The sequence below is a fragment of the Streptomyces sp. NPDC001002 genome, assembly GCF_053599215.1.
Genome location: NZ_JBSFLV010000010.1, coordinates 35,050 through 53,115, shown reverse-complemented (window position 1 = coordinate 53,115; position 18,066 = coordinate 35,050). Strand labels below are relative to the sequence as shown.

General features: G+C 71.2%; 14 protein-coding genes. 4 read left to right on the top strand and 10 right to left on the bottom strand.

From position 1 onward, the window contains the following. Positions 1-26 precede the first annotated feature (26 nt). The 8 genes from ACWDR3_RS07755 to ACWDR3_RS07720 form a co-directional block, all read right to left on the bottom strand. Positions 27-1,931: a VgrG-related protein gene (locus ACWDR3_RS07755; protein WP_450351561.1), complete on the bottom strand. Its 1,905-nt coding sequence runs from the start codon at positions 1,929-1,931 to the stop codon at positions 27-29. Continuing rightward, complete coding sequence (locus tag ACWDR3_RS07750; RefSeq protein WP_450351560.1) at positions 1,931-2,653, bottom strand: CIS tube protein; 723 nt, start codon at positions 2,651-2,653, stop codon at positions 1,931-1,933. The genes ACWDR3_RS07755 and ACWDR3_RS07750 overlap by 1 nt, the downstream gene beginning before the upstream one ends. A 15-nt stretch (positions 2,654-2,668) precedes the next feature. Then, complete coding sequence (locus tag ACWDR3_RS07745) at positions 2,669-3,091, bottom strand: phage tail protein (protein WP_123999236.1); 423 nt, start codon at positions 3,089-3,091, stop codon at positions 2,669-2,671. A 55-nt stretch (positions 3,092-3,146) separates the two neighbouring features. Further along, on the bottom strand, positions 3,147-4,523 hold the full coding sequence (locus ACWDR3_RS07740) for a hypothetical protein (RefSeq protein ID WP_450351559.1): 1,377 nt from the start codon (positions 4,521-4,523) through the stop codon (positions 3,147-3,149). A gap of 1,791 nt (positions 4,524-6,314) precedes the next feature. Then, positions 6,315-6,473, bottom strand: coding sequence for a DUF6760 family protein (locus ACWDR3_RS07735; RefSeq protein WP_185146030.1), 159 nt, complete (start codon positions 6,471-6,473; stop codon positions 6,315-6,317). Next, on the bottom strand, positions 6,470-7,000 hold the full coding sequence (locus ACWDR3_RS07730) for a hypothetical protein (RefSeq protein WP_450351558.1): 531 nt from the start codon (positions 6,998-7,000) through the stop codon (positions 6,470-6,472). The genes ACWDR3_RS07735 and ACWDR3_RS07730 overlap by 4 nt, the downstream gene beginning before the upstream one ends. After that, positions 7,000-7,443 (bottom strand): phage tail protein, encoded by a 444-nt coding sequence (locus ACWDR3_RS07725; protein WP_133047373.1) that lies wholly within the window; start codon positions 7,441-7,443, stop codon positions 7,000-7,002. Before ACWDR3_RS07725 ends, ACWDR3_RS07730 begins: the two co-directional genes overlap by 1 nt. 69 nt (positions 7,444-7,512) lie before the next feature. Further along, positions 7,513-9,111 (bottom strand): phage tail sheath subtilisin-like domain-containing protein, encoded by a 1,599-nt coding sequence (locus tag ACWDR3_RS07720; protein WP_450351557.1) that lies wholly within the window; start codon positions 9,109-9,111, stop codon positions 7,513-7,515. A gap of 230 nt (positions 9,112-9,341) precedes the next feature. Between ACWDR3_RS07720 and ACWDR3_RS07715 the strand changes: the two genes are divergently transcribed. The 4 genes from ACWDR3_RS07715 (at position 9,342) to ACWDR3_RS07700 (ending at position 15,153) form a co-directional block, all read left to right on the top strand. Next, entirely contained in the window at positions 9,342-10,820 is a 1,479-nt protein-coding gene (locus ACWDR3_RS07715; protein WP_450351556.1) for an eCIS core domain-containing protein, read from the top strand. Between the two features lie 83 nt (positions 10,821-10,903). Further along, positions 10,904-12,328: a hydrolase gene (locus ACWDR3_RS07710; protein ID WP_450351555.1), complete on the top strand. Its 1,425-nt coding sequence runs from the start codon at positions 10,904-10,906 to the stop codon at positions 12,326-12,328. 4 nt (positions 12,329-12,332) lie between these two features. Then, entirely contained in the window at positions 12,333-13,763 is a 1,431-nt protein-coding gene (locus ACWDR3_RS07705) for an RICIN domain-containing protein (protein WP_450351554.1), read from the top strand. Position 13,764: 1 nt separating this feature from the next. Next, a complete protein-coding gene (locus ACWDR3_RS07700) occupies positions 13,765-15,153 on the top strand; it encodes a ricin-type beta-trefoil lectin domain protein (protein ID WP_450351553.1) in 1,389 nt (462 codons plus the stop codon). Positions 15,154-15,205: 52 nt separating this feature from the next. Here the strand turns inward: ACWDR3_RS07700 and ACWDR3_RS07695 are convergent, their stop codons facing one another. Next, the gene (locus ACWDR3_RS07695; protein WP_450351615.1) at positions 15,206-17,236 is read right to left on the bottom strand and encodes an AAA family ATPase; all 2,031 of its coding nucleotides are present in this window, start codon (positions 17,234-17,236) and stop codon (positions 15,206-15,208) included. 89 nt (positions 17,237-17,325) lie between these two features. Continuing rightward, positions 17,326-18,012, bottom strand: coding sequence for a DUF4255 domain-containing protein (locus ACWDR3_RS07690; RefSeq protein WP_450351552.1), 687 nt, complete (start codon positions 18,010-18,012; stop codon positions 17,326-17,328). Positions 18,013-18,066 lie beyond the last annotated feature (54 nt).

Genomic DNA, 18,066 nt, shown 5'->3' with positions numbered 1-18,066 from the left:
ACGCACCTGCCTTCCTGGGAAACGGCTCACGGGACCATCGGGACGGGGATGGTGGTGACCCCGAACACCGGGGACATGACCATGGTGGTCGGCGCCTTGATCGTCGTGTTGACGGCCGAGGTGACCTGCACGGTGCCCACGCCGGTGAGGCTCGCGGCACCCAGCGCGTTGAGGTTCAGGGCGCCCGCCGCGTTCAGGCCGATCACACCCGCGGACCGCATGTTGACCACACCGCCGCCCTGGATGTTGAGCGGACCGCCGCTCTTGATGGTCAGCGCCCGCCGCGCGCTCAACGTGAGGTCGGTGCCGGCCTCCACCGACACCGACCGGCTGCCCTTGATGGTGACCGAGCCCTTGCTGTCCACGGTGATCTCGGTCTTCGTCCGGTCCAGGAAGACGGTCAGCATCTTGTCGCCGGAGATCAGCCGCACGCCCTGCTTGCGCATGCCGGTCTTCTGGCTGAGCAGGTCGAGCCGGTTGCCGTCCCGGTCGGAGACGGTGTGCCGGCTCGCCTTCTTGCGCACGGTGTCGTGCAGCGGCACATCACTCACGACGGTCGGCTTGTCCCGCCCGTTGTAGAGCCCGCCGATGACGAACGGATGGTCAAGCGCCCCTCGGTCGAAGGCGACCAGCACCTCGTCGTTGACGTCCAGCGGGAAGATCCCCCCGCCGCCCAGACCGCCCATCTGCACGGTCCGCGTCCAGTCGCTGACGTAGGTGTCGTCCAGCCACGGGAACTGCAGCCTGACCCGGCCCTGCTTGAGCGGGTCGTTGACGTCGGTCACCAGCGCGTTGGCCACACTCGGCAGCCGCGGCGAGGAGTCCGCGCCGCCCGAGGCAAGGCCGTACAGAGAACGCCACTGCCGGCCGCTGACCGTCACCCACGCCTCGTAGTGCTTGCCGTCGCCGAACACGTGCCGCACCGAGGTGACCGTGTACTTGCCCTCGAAGGGCACGCCCACGTCCGCGAGTGCGACCGGAACTCCCGGGCGCAGCTTGGGATTTCCGCGCGCGACGACCTCCAGCTCGGCGAACGAGCCGGTGACGTCGTCGGCTAGGGCGTCGGCGGCGAACTTCACCTCGTTCTGCTTGTCGTAGGGCGTGCCCGTCTCGACCAGCTTGGCCGTCTTGAACTTCCCGGCCGCCGCGCCCGGAGTGGTGCCGATGGTGATGCCCGGGTTGGAGGTCGCGGGCGCGATGGCGGTGAGTTTCTTCTTGGTCGTCACGTCCCAGCCGCGCGCCTCGACCTTGCCGACCTGGTCGGCGGCGGTCGCGGCGGCCCGGAGCCGCAGGATGTCGTGCCCGGCCTGGAGCACGAACGGACTCTTGTCGCCGTCCGTGTTCGGCGAGGGCGCGCCCGAGGCCGACTTGGGCTTCACGAACTGGAACTTGCCGTCCGCGTCCACGGACATGACCATCTCGTTCTCGTCGGCGAGGCGCGACAGGAAGTCCCAGTCGGTGACGTTGGACTGGCTGATGAACTCGTAGACCGTCTTCGTCGACTCGATCTTCCCGACCGGCACACCGTCCTGGCCGGCCAGCTTGCGGGCGATGTCGGAGGCGCTCTGATTGCGGTACGCGGCCACCCGGCGCTGGCGCAGCATGCGGTGCCCGAGGTCGTAGCCGCGCACCACGGTGTAACTGCCGGTGCCGTCGTAGTCGGCCTCAAGTCCCGTGACCTCGCCGGTCAGCAGCGGATCGCCGGCGCCCTCGCCGTCGGCCACCGGCGCGAACACCACCTTGGTGCCGAAGGTGATGTTCAGTTTGCCAAGGAGCAGCCGGTAGGGGTCGCGGAAGGTGAGCCGGAACGCGGCCGGCACGCCGACGCCCTGGTCGACGTAACTCTCCACCAGGTCGGGGGCGAACTCGGGCGGCAGCTTGGCGCCGCCGATCTTCACGTCTACGACGTTGGAGTACGCGGACTGCACCATCAGCCACGCACCTCCTCGGCGGCCGGCAGCACGAGTTCGATGCCGGTGGGCAAGTGCCCTGGGTCGTCGATGCCGTTGATCTCGGCGATGGACCGCCAGGCGGCCGCGTTGCCGTACTCCCGCCAGGCCAGCGACTGAAGGGAGTCACCCGCCACGACCCGGTGCACGCGCTGGGCCGTGAGCGCGCCCGAAGTCGGGTTCTGCCCCTTGGTCTTGCTCGGGATCTCGTGCAGCTGGAGCCGGCAGGTGGCGCGGATGGGCACGCCGGTCGTCGAGAACAGCGTGTAGTTGGCCTCCGCCGAGCTGACGTACGCCGTGAAGCGGGCCGTCGCGAACGACCCCCACTGGAAGACGACCCACGGCGGCGAAGGCTGCTTGGCCGCAATGGACTTGGTCGTCACCTCGCAGCACGACAGCAGCGACTCGACCTTCTTCATGACGGTGTTGCTGGTCGGTTCGTCGGAGGAGTCGAGGAAGATCTCGACGCTCATCTCACGCGGCTCGGAACCCATGAACTCCGGTAGCGGGCCGTCCCGTTCGATCTGCGCCGGGGTCACCTTCCACTGCGCACGGCGGGTCAGCGACAGCTGCGCCGGATTGAAGTCGAAGCCGAACGTCTTGATGATCCCGCCGGGCGCCCTGCTCTTGCCCTTCGGCGGTTCGTGGATCGCGAGCGTGGCGTGTACCAGGCTCTTGCCCGCGCCCTTGCTGCCCTTCGCCATGTCTCCCGCTCCCCGCTAGTCCGTGAACCCGTGGTGGGCGATCTCCAGCACCTCGGTCGCCACCGACGGGCTCGCCGGGTCGAGGGTGGGCCCGGTCCAGCTCACCGGCAGCACGTCGATCAGACCCCAACGCGCCACCTCCGAACCGTCCGCGCGCAGCGCCGCGATCTGCGCGGTGGGCCGCTTGATGCCCGTCTGCACCGACGAGATCCACTTGGCGACCTTCGTGGTGTCCGGGGTGAGCGGACGCGTCAGCCGGATCGTGGAGAACGTGACCCGCGTCGGCAACTGCCAGACGAAGCCGTTGTTCCCGCCCTCCTGGCGGTGCTCGACCTCCACCTGGGACGACAGGCCCTCGCATCCGTTGAAGTAGCCGAGGCTCTCCCCGTCGATGCTGAGGGTGAACCAGATGGTGGAGCCCGGGTCCTGGCGGGACATCACGGGGCCTTTCTGTCGTTCAGTGGCGGGTGGGTGCTGGTCGGTCGGGCGCTTGTCAGTGGCGGGGGTCGCGGAGCTTGCCGATCCGCTCGCGGTCCATACGGAGTTCGGTGCGGATCAGCCGTGTGATCCGGCCGATGATCCGGTGGACGAGTTCGTCGAGCTGGAAGTCGGTGAGCTCCCGCGGGTCGAACCCCCCGGCGGCCACCGCCGTGTACTCGGGCGGCGGCGCGGCGGCCGAGGCGGACGCGGACACGGAGTAGGGCGGCGGCGGGTCGTTCGGCGGGCCCGAGGTGGTGGCGGTGTACGGCGGTGGCGGTTCGCTCCGGCGAGCGGTGGCGGGCGGGCCGGAGGGAGGAGCGGCGGGTGTGTGCCGGCCGACCGTGCTCGCGACCGTCGCCGCGGCGGCTGCCGCGAGGGCACCGGTGGCACTGTGCCGGGTCTGGTGCTTGGCCGGTGACGACGACTTGGACCTGCTCCAGGGGGCGCGTTGGACGGCCAAGGGGGAAGCGGCGGCGCTCTGTTGGTTGCCGGGCGAGGTGGAGGCGGGGCCTTGGACGCCCGAGGTCGGAGGCAGCGGAGGCGGAGTGAGCGCGGCCACGGGGAGCGGGGCACGACCGGTGACGGGAGGTGCGGGGCGTCGCAGCGGGGTGGCCTTGACGGAGGCTGCCTTTCGCTGAACCGGCGCTGCGGGGTGGGCAGTTGGCGGCGCGGGCGTCGGAACTGGGCCCAAGGGGTTCCCCGTGGTGGGGAATTGCGTCGGCGGCGGCTGGTGCGAGATGACGGTGGGCGGCGCCGACGGGAGGTCGAGGGGGGCGGCGCCCGTGATGGGTGCCGGGGGGAAACCGGGCGGGGCGAAGGTGGCCGGAGTGCCCGGTATGGAGGGGGAGTTGATGGATGACGTTGTCGCCGGGGGCGCGGACGGGACGCCGGGCGGGGTGGCCGTGGGTGCGGCGGGCACGGCGGGCGTGGGCGCCGCGGCGAGGCGCTGCACGAAGGGCTCGTTCGGTACGGCGGTGGTGGGTCGCGCCGCGGGGATGGCCGGGGCAGCGGGGAAGGCCGGAGCCGCCGGGACGGGGGCGCCGAGGAGGGGCGTGGCGTCGGCCGGGGGAGAGGCCAGGGGGGCGCCCAACGGGGAGCGGCGGGAGGTGGGCGCGGGGGAGGTGGCCGGGGTGCGTTGGACGGGTGGCGTGGCGGAGGTGGCCGGGGTGCGCTGGACGGGGGGTGGGGTGGTGAAGGAGGTGGAACTGGAGGGGGCGGCAGGGGCGACCGGGGTGGGTCGGCGTGTGGGCTCGCCGGTGCCGGTTCCCACGGTGGGTGAGGTGAGCGGGGTGCTGCCGGTCGCGAGGGTCGGCGGTGTGGGAGGCGCCGCAGGGGCGGGCGTGATCGAACTGGGCGGTGTGGACGCCGAGTTCGGCACGGGCGCGGGCATCGACGCAGGCGTAGGCATCGGTGCGGGCGCAGACGCAGACGCAGACGTAGGCGCAGGCGCGGGCGTCTGCGGAGTCATGGGCGTGGCCGGCTTCGAGGCCAGCGGCGCTCCGAGACCGGGGCGCGGGGTGGAACGAGGTGCGGCGGGGGCAGTACTGCGCTGGACCGACGGGAGAGGGGCGGCCGGCGAGGAAGCGGGCTCGGCAGTGGGAAGCGGCGCCGGTGTGGAGGCGTCGGCAGGGGTTACTGGCGGCTGCTGTACGGGTGTCGGGGCGCCGTCGGCAGCTGACGCCGTGCGCTGCACGGGAGTTGGCGTAGCGCTGGGAGCTGCCGCGCTCTGCCGTACAGGTGTTGCGGCGCTGTCGGGCGTCGCCGAGGCGCGCTGCGCACCAGCGGACGTAGGCAGGGAAGGAGACGTCGACCGCTGCACGGCGGGCGGTGAAGTGCGGGCCGGAACAGGAGAGTTCGGGACTGCCGCTGCCGCTGCCGCCGCCGTTGTCGGTGGCGTGGTAGGCGTGGGGCCCGGTGTCGTCGTACGGCTGATGTCGGACGACGACGAAGACCCTGTGACCGCGCGTCGCTGGACCACGGGAGGCGCGGCCGTCGGACGGGACGAGGAGGGTGCTCCTGGAGTGGCACCGCGTACTGGACCCGGCGGCGGCACCACCGGGTTGGCGCTGGGGACAGCCCCGTCTGGCTCAGAAGTCGGCGCGACCTCGATGCGCGGGTCGTCGACCGGCGCGGGACCGCTGCTGCCGGGAGCGCGCTGCACGATGACGTCGCTGACCTCGCCGACTTCCCCGACCGACGGAGTCGTGGACGCGGAACCCGCGGAGCGCCCCGCTCGGTCGCTCTCGGCGCCCGGGTCAGTCGTACCGCTAGACGCCTTCGCGCCGGACGCCGTAGGCCCAGCGGAGGCGCGCGGCGCCACGGGCAGGGCACGGCGCTGTACTGCCGTAGCACTGGTCCGGGCCCTCGTCAGGGACTGCGGAGGCCGGAACGACGGTGTGGCAGCCGGGACGTTTCGCACCCGGAGACCCGATGCAGGCGGTGCCACCACGGGGGCAGGCGACGAGTTCACTGAGGCGACCTGCTGAACGGCGGGCATATCGACGCCCGAACTGCCTGCGATGACGGACGGCGTACTCGTACGAACGCCCCCTGCGACACTGCTGGAAGGAGCTGCCGTCGACGTGCCTCCGCCTGTAACGGGATTGCCGACTGCCTGGGCTTGGGTTGCAGCGACCGGCCCCGACGCACGTGACGACCCACTGTTACGCGCCACTCGCTGAACGGCCTGCCCGACCACGGGAGTTCGCGCCCCGCTCGTAGAGCTGCCCGGCACCGACGCCGGAAGCACCCGCAAAGGCACCGCAGCCCGTCGCTGTACCGGAGTCGGTGTCGGCTCGGGGCTCGCCAACGGCAGGGCGCCCGCGGGGCGTTCGAGGCCCGGCATCGGAAGACCCGCCGTGCGTGCCGCGTCACCCAGGAGCGCGCTGGAGCGGCCGTCCAGGACCGCGTGGGACGCCGTGGCCATGAACGACGGGTTCTGCCAGGTCGGCAGGCGCCCGCCGAAGGCCGCGTCGGCGACCCCGGCCCGCCCCGGCGCCAGGGTCCGCTGGATCGGCGGCAGCCCCGGCCAGGAGGCGAGCACCGGAGCCGTACCGCCCGATGGCACGGGTGCGGGGGCGACGGCGTTCTCGCCGTCACCCTTGCTCTCGCTCGCGCCGCTTTCACCGCCGCCGGCGACGGAGTCACCCCGGCTGCGGAACCGGTCCAGGAAACCCACCGCTCAGCCCTCCGCCCCGGCCCGTGTCACCAGGGACGCGATCTCGTCCGTGAAACGGCGGCGGTCGGCGTGCTCCAGGTCGAGGATCTCGTCCATGCTCCAGTGGAAGTGGTAGGCGACGTACGCGATCTCCTCGTGCAGCCGGTCGGTCGCGTACGTCACGATTCCCCCAGGCGGCTCCCGCCGAGTTCCACCTCGAACGGCTCCGAGCAGTGCGGGCACTGCACGGCGGCGCGGGTGTGGCCCTCCGCGTTGATCTGGCGGTAGAAGTCCTGCAGGAAGGCCAGGTCGGAGGCGAACATGTTCTCCACGATGCCGTCGTGGACGATCGGCAGCGTGCCGAGGCGGGTGATGACCCGGCCCAGCAGCACCACCGAGAGGAACGCCGGGTTCTCCTGCACCCGCACGTCCCGCAGCGGGACCAGTTCGTCCCGTGCCGTCGACAGACGCATCACGCCGTCCCGGTGGACGGTGCCCGCCTCGTCGACGTATCCGCGCGGCAGCTGGAAGGCGAACTCCGTGCGCAGCGGCTCGGGTTGCTGCACGGGGGCGGGCGGCGCGGGGGCCGTCTGCGCACCCGCCGCCACCTGAGTACCCGTCAACTCCCCGTCCGTCTCCGGCGCGGGCGCCGCCGCGTCCGCGCCGGAGTACGAGACGGCGCCGCCGGCCCTGGCAGCCGAACGACGCATTACTCGATGACCAGTTCTTCGAACGCGATGGTCACGGTCTCGGTGAGCGCGGCGGCCTCGCCGGCCTTGACCGTGCTCGCGTCGATCTTGTTGCACCAGGCGTTGCGCAGGTGGTAGCGCTTCACCGGGTTGTTCTGGAAGTCCATCATGATGATCGACGCGTTCTTGCGGGCCGTCGTCATCTGACCGGAGATCGACTCGTTGATCCACTGGGTGAACGAGGCCGACTGGGTCATACCGCGGACCACCGTGCAGGTGCCGTTCTTCTTCACACCCGGCAGGTTCTTGACCACGTTCTGGCCGTTGGGGGTGTTCTGCTGGTACGTGATGACGTCCTGCTCGATGCTCAGACCGCTGACCTCGGCGAGGTACTCGACCATCACACCGTCGATCTGCAGGCCGAAATTATGTGAGGTGAGGGCGTCACCCGGCTGGAGACTCATGAATTCGCTGTCCTTCTAAGCGCTGAGGGTGGTGAAGACGACCTGGAGAGGTGAGGGCGAGGCCCTGCCCTACTCCTCCAACTCCCCGTTGCCGCTGGAGAACTGGGCCAGCCGGAAGATCACGAACTCGGCGGGCTTGACCGGCGCGATGCCGATCTCGCAGACGACCCGGCCGACGTCGACCGACTCCGGCGGGTTGGTCTCCTCGTCGCACTTGACGTAGTACGCCTCCTCGGGCCGCTGCCCGAACAGGGCGCCGCTGCGCCACTCGTTGACCAGGAACGCCGAGATGTTGCGCCGGATCCGGGCCCACAGGGCGTGGTCGTTCGGCTCGAACACCACCCACTGGGTGCCGATCAGGATCGACTCCTCCAGGTAGTTGAAGTACCGGCGGATGTTCAGGTAGCGCCAGGCCGGGTCCGAGGAGAGGGTGCGGGCGCCCCAGACGCGGATGCCGCGGCCCGGGAAGGAGCGGATGCAGTTGACGCCGATCGGGTTGAGCAGGTCCTGCTCACCGCGGGTGATCTGCATCTCCAGGTCCACCGCGCCGCGCACGACCTCGTTCGCCGGGGCCTTGTGCACACCGCGCTCGGAGTCGTTGCGCGCCCAGATGCCGGCCACGTGACCGCTCGGCGGGATCAGCCGGGACTGACCGCTGGAGGGGTCGAAGCTCTTGATCCACGGGTAGTACAGGGCCGCGAACTTGGAGTCGTAGCCGGCCGTCTCCTGCCGCCACACCCGGATCTGACGGGCGTTCAGGCTCGGCGGCGGGTCGATGATCGCGACCCGGTCGCCCATCAGCTCGCAGTGCGCGATCAGACCCAACTGGACGGCCTTGACGGCCTCCAGGTCGATCGCGCCGCGCTGGTAGGCGGCCATCAGGTCGGGCACCGCGACCATGGAGATCTCGTCCACGGCCTCCAGGCCGCCGAAACCGGTGCGGTCGGCGGAGTCGCCGAGATAGGTGGCCGGGCCGGGGTGCGAGGTCTCGACGGCGCCGTCGGTGCTGCCAGGGGTGGCGGGCGCGGCGGCCGGGGAGACCAGGGCCAGCGTCTGGTTGTCCGGACGGGCGAGCTGTCCGGCGGGCGCGGCCTCGGTCACGGTGATGAGCTTGGAGCGCTCCTTCACCTGCGTGACCACGTAGTTGCGGCCACCCTTCTTGGCGGTCACGTCGAAGTTCTCGACGGCCTTCTCGCCGTCCTTGACGATCAGCTTGAACCGCTCGGCAGGGCCTTCGCCCTCCGCGTCCGCGACCTCGACGCTCAGCGGACCGCTGCTGCCGGCGGCGAGCGCCGTCACGGAGAAGGTGCCCAACTGGCGGGGCTCGCCCGCGGGAAGAGCGGCCGGGGCGGCGGAACCGGTGACCGCGGCGGGGCCGGCACCGTTCCCGGCGGACGCGCCGGGAGCACCGCCCACGCGGACGACGTACGCGGCGCTGCCGCCGTTCTGGAAGAAGCCGTAGACGGAGTGCGCGAGGTAGTACCCGTCGGTGAACTCACCGAAGGCCGCCACGTACTGGGTCCAGTTGGTCACCAGGGTCGGCTCGTTCAGCGGGCCGCTCGGGGCGAGGCCCACAAAGGCGGCGACCGACGTGCCCACTCCCTCGATGGGGCGCGAGCCGCTGGCCACCTCCTCGACGTAGACGCCGGGCGACAGGTAGGACGGCATGCTCTGCTCTCCTCGGGGTACGAGACAGGAACGCCTCCCACCCTCACGCGCGCGCAACTCTCCGCGAAACGGCCTCCAGTGCCGGATCGGGGGCAACTCGGTTGCCCGGAAGGGCAGTCCGGCCGGGGGTGCCCCGCCCCGCTGCCCTCATCGCTGCCCTTCCGGTCCTTCCCGCGCTCCCGACCGCCCGGTAACGCTGGGGAGTCGACGTCCAGCTTCGAGGGAGTGCCGTGCGCGCACAGGGGACACCGGTCCGCAAGGACAGCGACCAGCAGGGGGCACGCCGCGCCCCGGCGCCGGGTCCGCCCGTACAGCGCATGCTGGACCTGCAACGCCTCGCGGGCAACGCCGCCGTGACCCAGGCCATCGCCGAGGAGCGCCACGAGCACGACGCGGGCTGCGGACACACCCCGTCCGTACAGCGCCGGGCCCTCGTGCACGACGTGGTGCGCTCTCCCGGGCAGTCCATGGACCCGGTCCTGCGCGGCGAGATGGAAGCCCGGTTCGGCGGGGCCGACTTCAGCGGCGTACGCGTGCACACCGGTTCCACGGCCCGCGCCTCGGCCGTACAGCTCCAGGCCAAGGCCTACACCTCCGGTCCGAACGTGGTCGTCGGCGACACCATGACCAAAGAGGACTGGGCGCACGAACTGACCCACTACCAGGACCAGATGGCAGGACCGGTCCCCGGCACGGACAACGGCACCGGGGTGCGGGTCTCCGACGTCAACGACTCGGGCGAACGCCGTGCGGTGGACAACGCCCGCAAGGTGATGAGCGGTTCGGTGCCGCAGGTGCAACGCATGCCGGCGACGACGGTCCCCGCCACGCCCGCGCCCACCGGCGCCGTGCAGCGGGTCACCAAGCTGGCCGTGCAACAGGGGCCGTCCTGCTGGCTCTACGTGCTGGAGGCCATCGCCGAGCACCACGGGCTGCCCATCCAGGCGCTGTCCGTCGCGATGCGGGCGTACCCCACCACGGCCGACCGCGACGACCGCCAGCGCGAGGAGAAGCAGCGGGGGAACAGCATCGAGGGCCGCCGGCTCGCGGTGATGATGACCGCCGAGGCGCTGGGCGTCATGGTGAGCAAGCTCGACAACTGGCGCGCGCACCAGGACCCGTCCGTCACGGACATCACCCGCGACGAGGTCGCCCTGTTCGCTCGCCGGTCCATGGGCGCGGAGACCTCGCTCGACAAGCTGGACTTCCAGAACGGCAGCGCGCAGTTCGCCTCGATCCGCGACGTCTACGCCAAGGCCCAGGACCGTGCCACGAAGCTGGTGCAGAAGGTGGGCGCGCAGGGTGACGAGGTGAACAAGCTCCTCGACACCGCCCCCGCGCAGATCGACGCGAGCCAGAGCCTCAACGACGTCCACCTCGCCATGACGCACCAGAGCCTGCCCTGCTACGCCGGTATCAAGCGGAGGTTCAAGCTGAAGGCGGGCGACGACACGTCCGCGCCGGAACTGGACCTGACCTCGCGGTTGGCGAGCACGATGGAGAGCACGGTGCACGCCGTTCTCATCGACTCCTACGACACGGGGAGCCGGGAGGTCCGCTACAAGGACCCCAACTACGGGAACATCACGCTGAAGGTGAGCCTCTCCCAGTTCCAGCGGATGGCCGGCAACAGCTCGCAGCACATGACCCTGCGGCCCTACTCGACCGGACCCCGCGCCAAGCCGGGACTCGACGAGCTGAAGGACTGACCGCCACCACTGTGCCCCGCAGGTCACCCGATGTGCCCCAAAGCTTCCTGACCGGCGGCGCCGACCACCCCTAGCGTGACTGTGTGAGCCTGTGGACTTCTCTGGAACCCGCTTCCGCGACGGTTGATCCGGGCGGCAGCACGCGCGTGCGGCTTCGGTTGCGCAACACCGGTGACGTGGTGGACGAGTACCGCTTCGAGGCGGTGGGGCCGGTGGCCCCGTGGACGAGGGTGGAGCCGCAGACGCTCCGCCTGTACCCGGGGACGACCGGATCGGTGGACCTGACCTTCGCCCCGCCGCGCACGCCGGACGCCACCGCGGGCCCGAACCCGTACGCGGTACGGATCATCCCGACCGAGCACCCGGAGGCGACGACCGTCCCCGAGGGGAATCTGACGATCACTCCGTTCACGGAAGTGCGGGCCGAGTTGGTCCCGCCGACCGTGAAGGGGCGTTTTCGTGGGCGGCCGAAGCTGGCGATCGACAACATCGGCAATACGAAACTGACGGCGTCGATCAGCGGCAACGACCACGGCGATCACCTCGCGTACGACATCCACCCGAGCAACGTGCAGATCGAGCCGGGCCGGGCGGCGTTCGTGAAGACCACGCTGAAGCCGCGCCGGATCATCTGGTTCGGACCGAAGGAACAGCGCCCGTACACGCTGTCGGTACTGCGCTCGGGCACCAACCCCCATCCGGTGGAGGGGACTTACCTCCAGCGCGGCTTCCTCCCTCGCTGGCTCGCCACGTTCTTCGGCATCTTCTTCGCCCTCGCGATCACCTTCGCCATGCTGTGGATCGCGTACAAGCCCCAGGTCGGTACGGGCGCCAGGCCCAAGCCCGTCGAGGCCGGCAACGCCCTCACGCCCACCCCCTCGGCGAGTGCCGCCCCGGTGATACCGGCGGCCCCCGCGACGACCAGCGCACCGCCGGCCGCCGATCCCGGTGCGGGGTCCGGGGGGAGCGGGTCCGGTGGAGGCGGCGGGGCCAAGGCCACGGTGACCGCCAAGCCCAAGGCCGACACGGCGGCGACCGCCGTGAAGCGCCTGGCCAAGAGCGACCCGGGCGGACGGCACGTCTGCTACCGCGCGTTCGTCTTCGGCGCGGGCTGGCAGAAGCCGGTGTGCGACGGCACCCTCGGCGGCACGGTCGGCCAGGGCAGGCAGGTCACCGCGCTCAACATCGCGGTGTACGGCGTGGACGGTTCCGCCGGCACGGCCATGGTGCACAACCCCCAGTCGACCAACGGCCAGGGCGCCTGGCTCCCCAAGTGGACGGCCATCATCGAGGACGGCAAGGACAACTACGTCGGCAGCACGGCCAAGGACGCCCCGTACCTGGTGACCTTCGTCTGGAACGTCGGCGCCGGCCAACTCTGCAACACCGTCAAGCAGGTTGAACAGGACTGGAGCGGCCAGGTCTGCAACGACGCCCGCCCCGGCCTCAACACCGCCGGCAACTTCGACAACAACCACTGGATCGAAGCCATCAAGCTGACGGTGTGACGCCATGACTCTGTGGACCTCACTCGAACCCGCTTCGGCGACGGTCGATCCGGGCGGCAGCACGCGCGTGCGGCTGCGCCTGCGCAACACCGGTGACGTGGTGGACGAATACCGCTTCGAGGCGGTGGGCCCGATCGCGCCCTGGACCGTCGTCGAACCGCCGACCCTCCGGCTGTACCCGGGCACGACGGGTTCGGTGGACCTGACGTTCTCTCCGCCGCGCACGCCGGACGCCACCGCGGGCCCGAACCCGTACGCGGTACGGATCACCCCGACCGAGCACCCGGAGGCGACGACCGTCCCCGAGGGGAATCTGACGATCACTCCGTTCACGGAAGTGCGGGCGGAGTTGGTGCCGCCGACCGTGAAGGGGCGTTTTCGTGGGCGGCCGAAGCTGGCGATCGACAACATCGGCAACACCAAGCTGACGGCGTCGATCAGCGGCAACGACCACGGCGATCACCTCGCGTACGACATCCACCCGAGCAACGTGCAGATCGAGCCGGGCCGGGCGGCGTTCGTGAAGACGACGTTGAAGCCGCGCCGGATGATCTGGTTCGGACCGAAGGAACAGCGCCCGTACGAACTCTCGGTACTGCGCTCAGGGGCCAACCCCGTTGCCGTGGAGGGCACTTACCTCCAGCGCGGCTTCCTCCCTCGCTGGCTGGCCACGTTCTTCGGGATCTTCTTCGCCCTCGCGATCACCTTCGCCATGCTGTGGATCGCGTACAAGCCTCAGGTCGGTACGGGTGCCAGGCCTAAGCCCGTCGAGGCCGGCAACGCCCTCACGCCCACCCCGACCCCCAGCCCGGCCCTCACGCCTCCCGCTCCGCAGCCGTCCGCTCCGGCGGCGCCGACCGGCGGCGGGCAGACCGAGCAGGCCGGTGGCGGAGGCGGCGGGGGAGGCGGCAGTTCGCAGGCCCCGCCCAAGAAGAAGGCCCCGAAGCCCGTGGTGCCCGCGACGAACGTCCTGCTGCGCAACGCCACGACCGGCAAGTGCGCGGACATCCCGTACTACGAGAAGGGCACGATCAACGGTCCGGTGCGCCAGTACATCTGCGACGGCACCAGCCACGACAACCAGCTCTGGAACCTTGAGGTGAGGTACCCGAAGGGCGGCCCGGGCGGCACCGCACTCTTCCAGATCCGCAACGTGAAGGACCGGCTCTGCATGGATCTGCCGTACTACGGGGCGCAGCCGATCCGCACGAAGATCACCGAGTTCACCTGTGACGGCACGACCGCCGACAACCAACTGTGGTGGATCGACAAGCAGGAGAGCGGCGACTACTGGATCCGCAACTTCGCGAGCAACAACAAGTGCCTCGACGTGGACGGCAACAGCTCGTCCGCCAACGACCTCAATCTCACTCTTTTCGACTGCTCCAACACCGACGACCAGGAGTGGCGGATCGTCCACCCGACGGAGGCATGACGTGACCGGCCTGTGGACTTCTCTGGAACCCGCTTCCGCGACGGTCGATCCGGGCGGCAGCGCACGGGTGCGGCTGCGCCTGCGCAACACCGGTGATGTGGTGGACGAGTACCGCTTCGAGGCGGTCGGGCCGATCGCGCCCTGGACCGTCGTGGAGCCGCCGACCCTCCGGCTGTATCCGGGGACGACGGGTTCGGTGGACCTGACGTTCTCTCCGCCGCGCACGCCCGACGCGACGGCGGGCCCGAACCCGTACGCCGTACGGATCACCCCCACGGAACACCCGGAGGCGACGACCGTCCCCGAGGGGAATCTGACGATCACTCCCTTCACGGAGGTGCGGGCCGAGTTGGTCCCGCCGACGGTGAAGGGGCGGTTCCGCGGGCGGCCGCGGCTCGCCGTGGACAACCTGGGCAACACCGGGCTCACGGCGTCGATCAGCGGCAGTGACCACGGTGATCATCTGGCGTACGACATCCATCCCAGCAGCGTGCAGATCGAGCCGGGTCGGGCCGCGTTCGTGAGGACGACGCTGAAGCCGCGCCGGATCATCTGGTTCGGGTCGAAGGAGCAGCGGCCGTACACGCTGTCGGTGCTGCGGTCGGGCGCCAACCCCCTTCCTGTGGAGGGGACTTACCTCCAGGGCGGACTCCTGCCCCGCTGGCTGGCGACCTTCTTCGGCGTCTTCGTCGCCCTCGCTCTCGCCTTCACGATGTTCTGGATCGCGTACAACCCCCAGGTCGGTACCGGTGCCAGGCCGAAGCCCGTCGTGGCCGGCAACCCGCTCGCCCCGTCGTCGCAGGCCACACCCGACCTAGCCCAGGCGGCTCCGGAGCCGTCCGTCCCGTTGGCGACCGAGGAGGAGTCGGACAAGGGGTCCGGCGGCTCGGGGGACACCGATTCGTCCGGTTCCTCGGGGTCCACGGGCTCGACGGGCGGCGGCAAGAAGCAGGAGAGCGAGGCCAAGCCCACGCCGAAGAAGACCGTCAAGGTCGTGGGGCAGCTCATCATCGGGCAGGGCTCGGACCGCTGCATCGACGTCACCGACGCCCAGAACGGCAAGGGGAAGGACGGCACCCAGCTCCAGCTCTGGGACTGCGCGGGCAGCGCCAACCAGAAGTGGGACTTCCGCGGCGACGGCACCGTGCGCTCGCTCGGCATGTGCATGGACGTGGCGTGGGGCTCCAAGGACGACGGGGCGCACATCCAGCTCGCCCGGTGCAGCGGCAACCCGGCCCAGCAGTTCGTGCTGAGCCAGGCCGGCGATCTGGTGAACCCGCAGGCCGACAAGTGCGTGGACGCCAAGGACAACGGCACCGCCAAGGGCACCAAGCTCCAGCTGTGGACCTGCTCCGGCACGCCCAACCAGAAGTGGCGCGTGCAGGACTGACCGGGACCGGTGGCGGCCGAGTGGGAGCCCGGCCGCCACCAGAGCCGCGCGGTTACCAGGACCCTTCGCCCGGCACCAGGCGCCCCGCCTTGCGGTACTCGCGGCGGGCGCCCTCCAGGAGGTCGGTCCCGGTGACGAGGTCGTCGCGGGCCGCCGCGAGGTACGCGGCGGTCACCACGGCGCTGCGGATGGAGCCGCCGGCCAGCTCGAAGTCGGCGGCCACGGGCCCGAGTTCGAGCTCCCCGGCACACGGCACGTGGGACAGGCTCTGCCGCCACAGGGCGAGCCGCTGGTGGCGGTCCGGGAACGGGAAGTCGACCACCAGGTCAAGGCGTCGGGTGAACGCCTCGTCGATGTTGGCCCGCAGGTTGGTGGTGAGCAGGGCGATGCCGTGGAAGGACTCCAGGCGCTGGAGCAGATAGGCGCTCTCCATGTTGGCGTACCGGTCGTGCGAGTCCTTCACCTCGGAGCGCTTGCCGAACACGGCGTCGGCCTCGTCGAAGAGGAGCACGGCATCGGTGCGGTCGGCCTCGGAGAAGATGCGCTCCAGGTTCTTCTCGGTCTCGCCGACGTACTTGTCGACCACGGACGAGAGTTGGACGACGTAGAGATCGAGGCCCAGTTCGGCGGCGACCACCTCTGCCGACAGTGTCTTGCCGGTGCCGGACTCGCCCGCGAACAGTCCGAGCACGCCCCGGCCCCGGCCGCCGCCCGCGCTGAGCCGCCAGTCGCCGAGCACCCGGTCGCGATGCCGTGCGCGCAGGGCGAGTTCGCGCAGCTGGGTGAGCGGACGGTCGGGCAGCACGAGGTCCTGCCAGTCGACCGCGGGGCGGATACGGCGGGCGTGCTGTTCGAGCCCGGACGCGGACTGCTGCCGGGCGCCCAGGCGCAGATGGGCGGGGGAGAGCGGGGTGGCGTCGAAGCGGGCCAGCTGCCGGGCGGCCTGCGCCGCGCGCGCGATGCGGTCGCCGGAGAGGTGGTACGGGGCGACGACGGCGGCCAGATCGAAGCCGGGCTCCTCGCCCAGGGCGGCCGACCAGGTGCGTACCGCCTCCGCCTGCTGTGCGGGCACGTCCAGCACGAGCGGGTCGTGCTCGCACCACTGGGGGTCGTAGGGGCGGGGCCCGATGACCAGCACGGGCACATCGGTGGCGGCCGTCAACTCCCGCATCAACCTTGCCGGTTGGTCCGGCAGCCTGGAGACGACGATCGCCCGGCCGCTCAGCCGGGCCTCCCGCAGCAGGTCGGGTACGCGGTCCTCGGGGCCGGAGAAGCGCAGGGCCGGCACGCCCGCGGTGTGCAGTGCGGCGGCGGCACAGGCGAGCCCCTCGCCCTCGCGCCGCTCACGGAGGTAGACGGCGAGCGGCGGACCGGCGGCGAGGTGGACGGCCAGCCGGTGCGCGAAGGGCGCGAACTCGCCTTCCTGGAACGGCTCCTGACCCTCGTACGAGTCATCCTCGTCGTACGACGCGGGCGGCGCCGGCAGCGGGTGCAGGTGGGCGGCGAGTGTCGCGTCCGGGGTGTCGTCGCCGAGCAGGTGTGCCACCAGCCGGTCGGGCACGCGCAACGAGCGGCTGAGGAAGGGACGCTCGGGTTCCTCCACGGTGAGGAGCCCGAGCGTCGACAAGGGGGCCGAGGCATGGAACCGCGCCCGGGCGCCGGCCGAGTGCACGGGCACGCCGAGCAAGTCCAGGGCCAGCGCGACCGTGGCCCGACGCCGGCTGACGTCGTCGTTGAGATACCCGTAGAGCGGCTCGAAGGTGCGGTCCAGGTCGGGCGCGAGGGCGATGAGCAGCAGCGCCGCGTCGAGCTCGGTCAGCGCCAGGCGCCGGGCGAGCTCGACGAGACGGTCCTGCGGGGCGGCGGACCCGTCGAGCAGGCGGGCGTCGCCGAAGGCGTCCGGGACCGGTTCCACCGGCTGCAGCAGGTGCCGTACCGCCTCGTCCGACAGGTACAGGCCGCGCAGCGGGTCGCCGGCCGTGGGGTCGTCGGCGGAGCGGATCTCGACCAGCACGGCCACGCGGTCGCGCAGGACGTCCAGCCGGGCGACGAGCGCGGCGGCGGTACCGGCGACGGACTCCACCGTCGGCGCCTGCGGAGCGTACGTGTCGTGTGGCTCGCCCGCGTACGTCTCCGGGTCGTCGGGTGCCGCACTGCGCGGGGTCTGCGTCGTCAACTGCGGTCCGTCTCCTGGCCGTTGCCGAGCCGTGCCGTCGCGCGGGCGTCCCGGGCCGCGGCCACGTGGACCGGGCGGTGGGCGCGTTCCTCGGTGACCGGGTGCTCCTCGTCCATGGTGCGGACGCGGACGGCGGCGCCCTCGGTGACGGGCGGGCCGGCGTCGTACTCGGGGTAGGCCGGGAAGGGCGCGGTGACCACCAGGTCGAGGGACGGCTTGAGTTCGCCGCCCAGCGCGGACCAGATCTCGGCCAGCGAGCGCGCCTCGGTCTGGATGCCGGCGACGGAGAGGCCGACCGTGAGGCCCAACGCGCCGAGCGAGCCCGGGAGTTCCTCGGGGGCGATCAGCTCGCGCGGGATCAGGGTGGCCAACACGGCGGACAGCAGCCGGTGTTCGTCCTGCGGCTGCTTCGTCCACGCCGTCACCAGGTACGACAGCCGGAACCAGCGCGGCGGCTGACGCCGCTTCACGATCACGTCCCGCTCGTCGCGCACCGGCACATGCCCGCGCTGGCGCCGGTTGACGTCCTCACGGATGTCGTACAAGTAGGCGTTGATCGTGGGCGCGTTGCGGCGGGCGGCCCAGTCGCGGGTCGGCGCGTCGAGGGCGACGTCGATCCCGGAACCCGCCAGCGCGCCGCCGCCGAGCAGCTCCTTGAGGACCTCGTCCACTTCGTGGATCACCGTCGTGCTCCCGCCCTGCCGTGCCCAACCGCGTGCCTGACCTGCCGCTCTCCG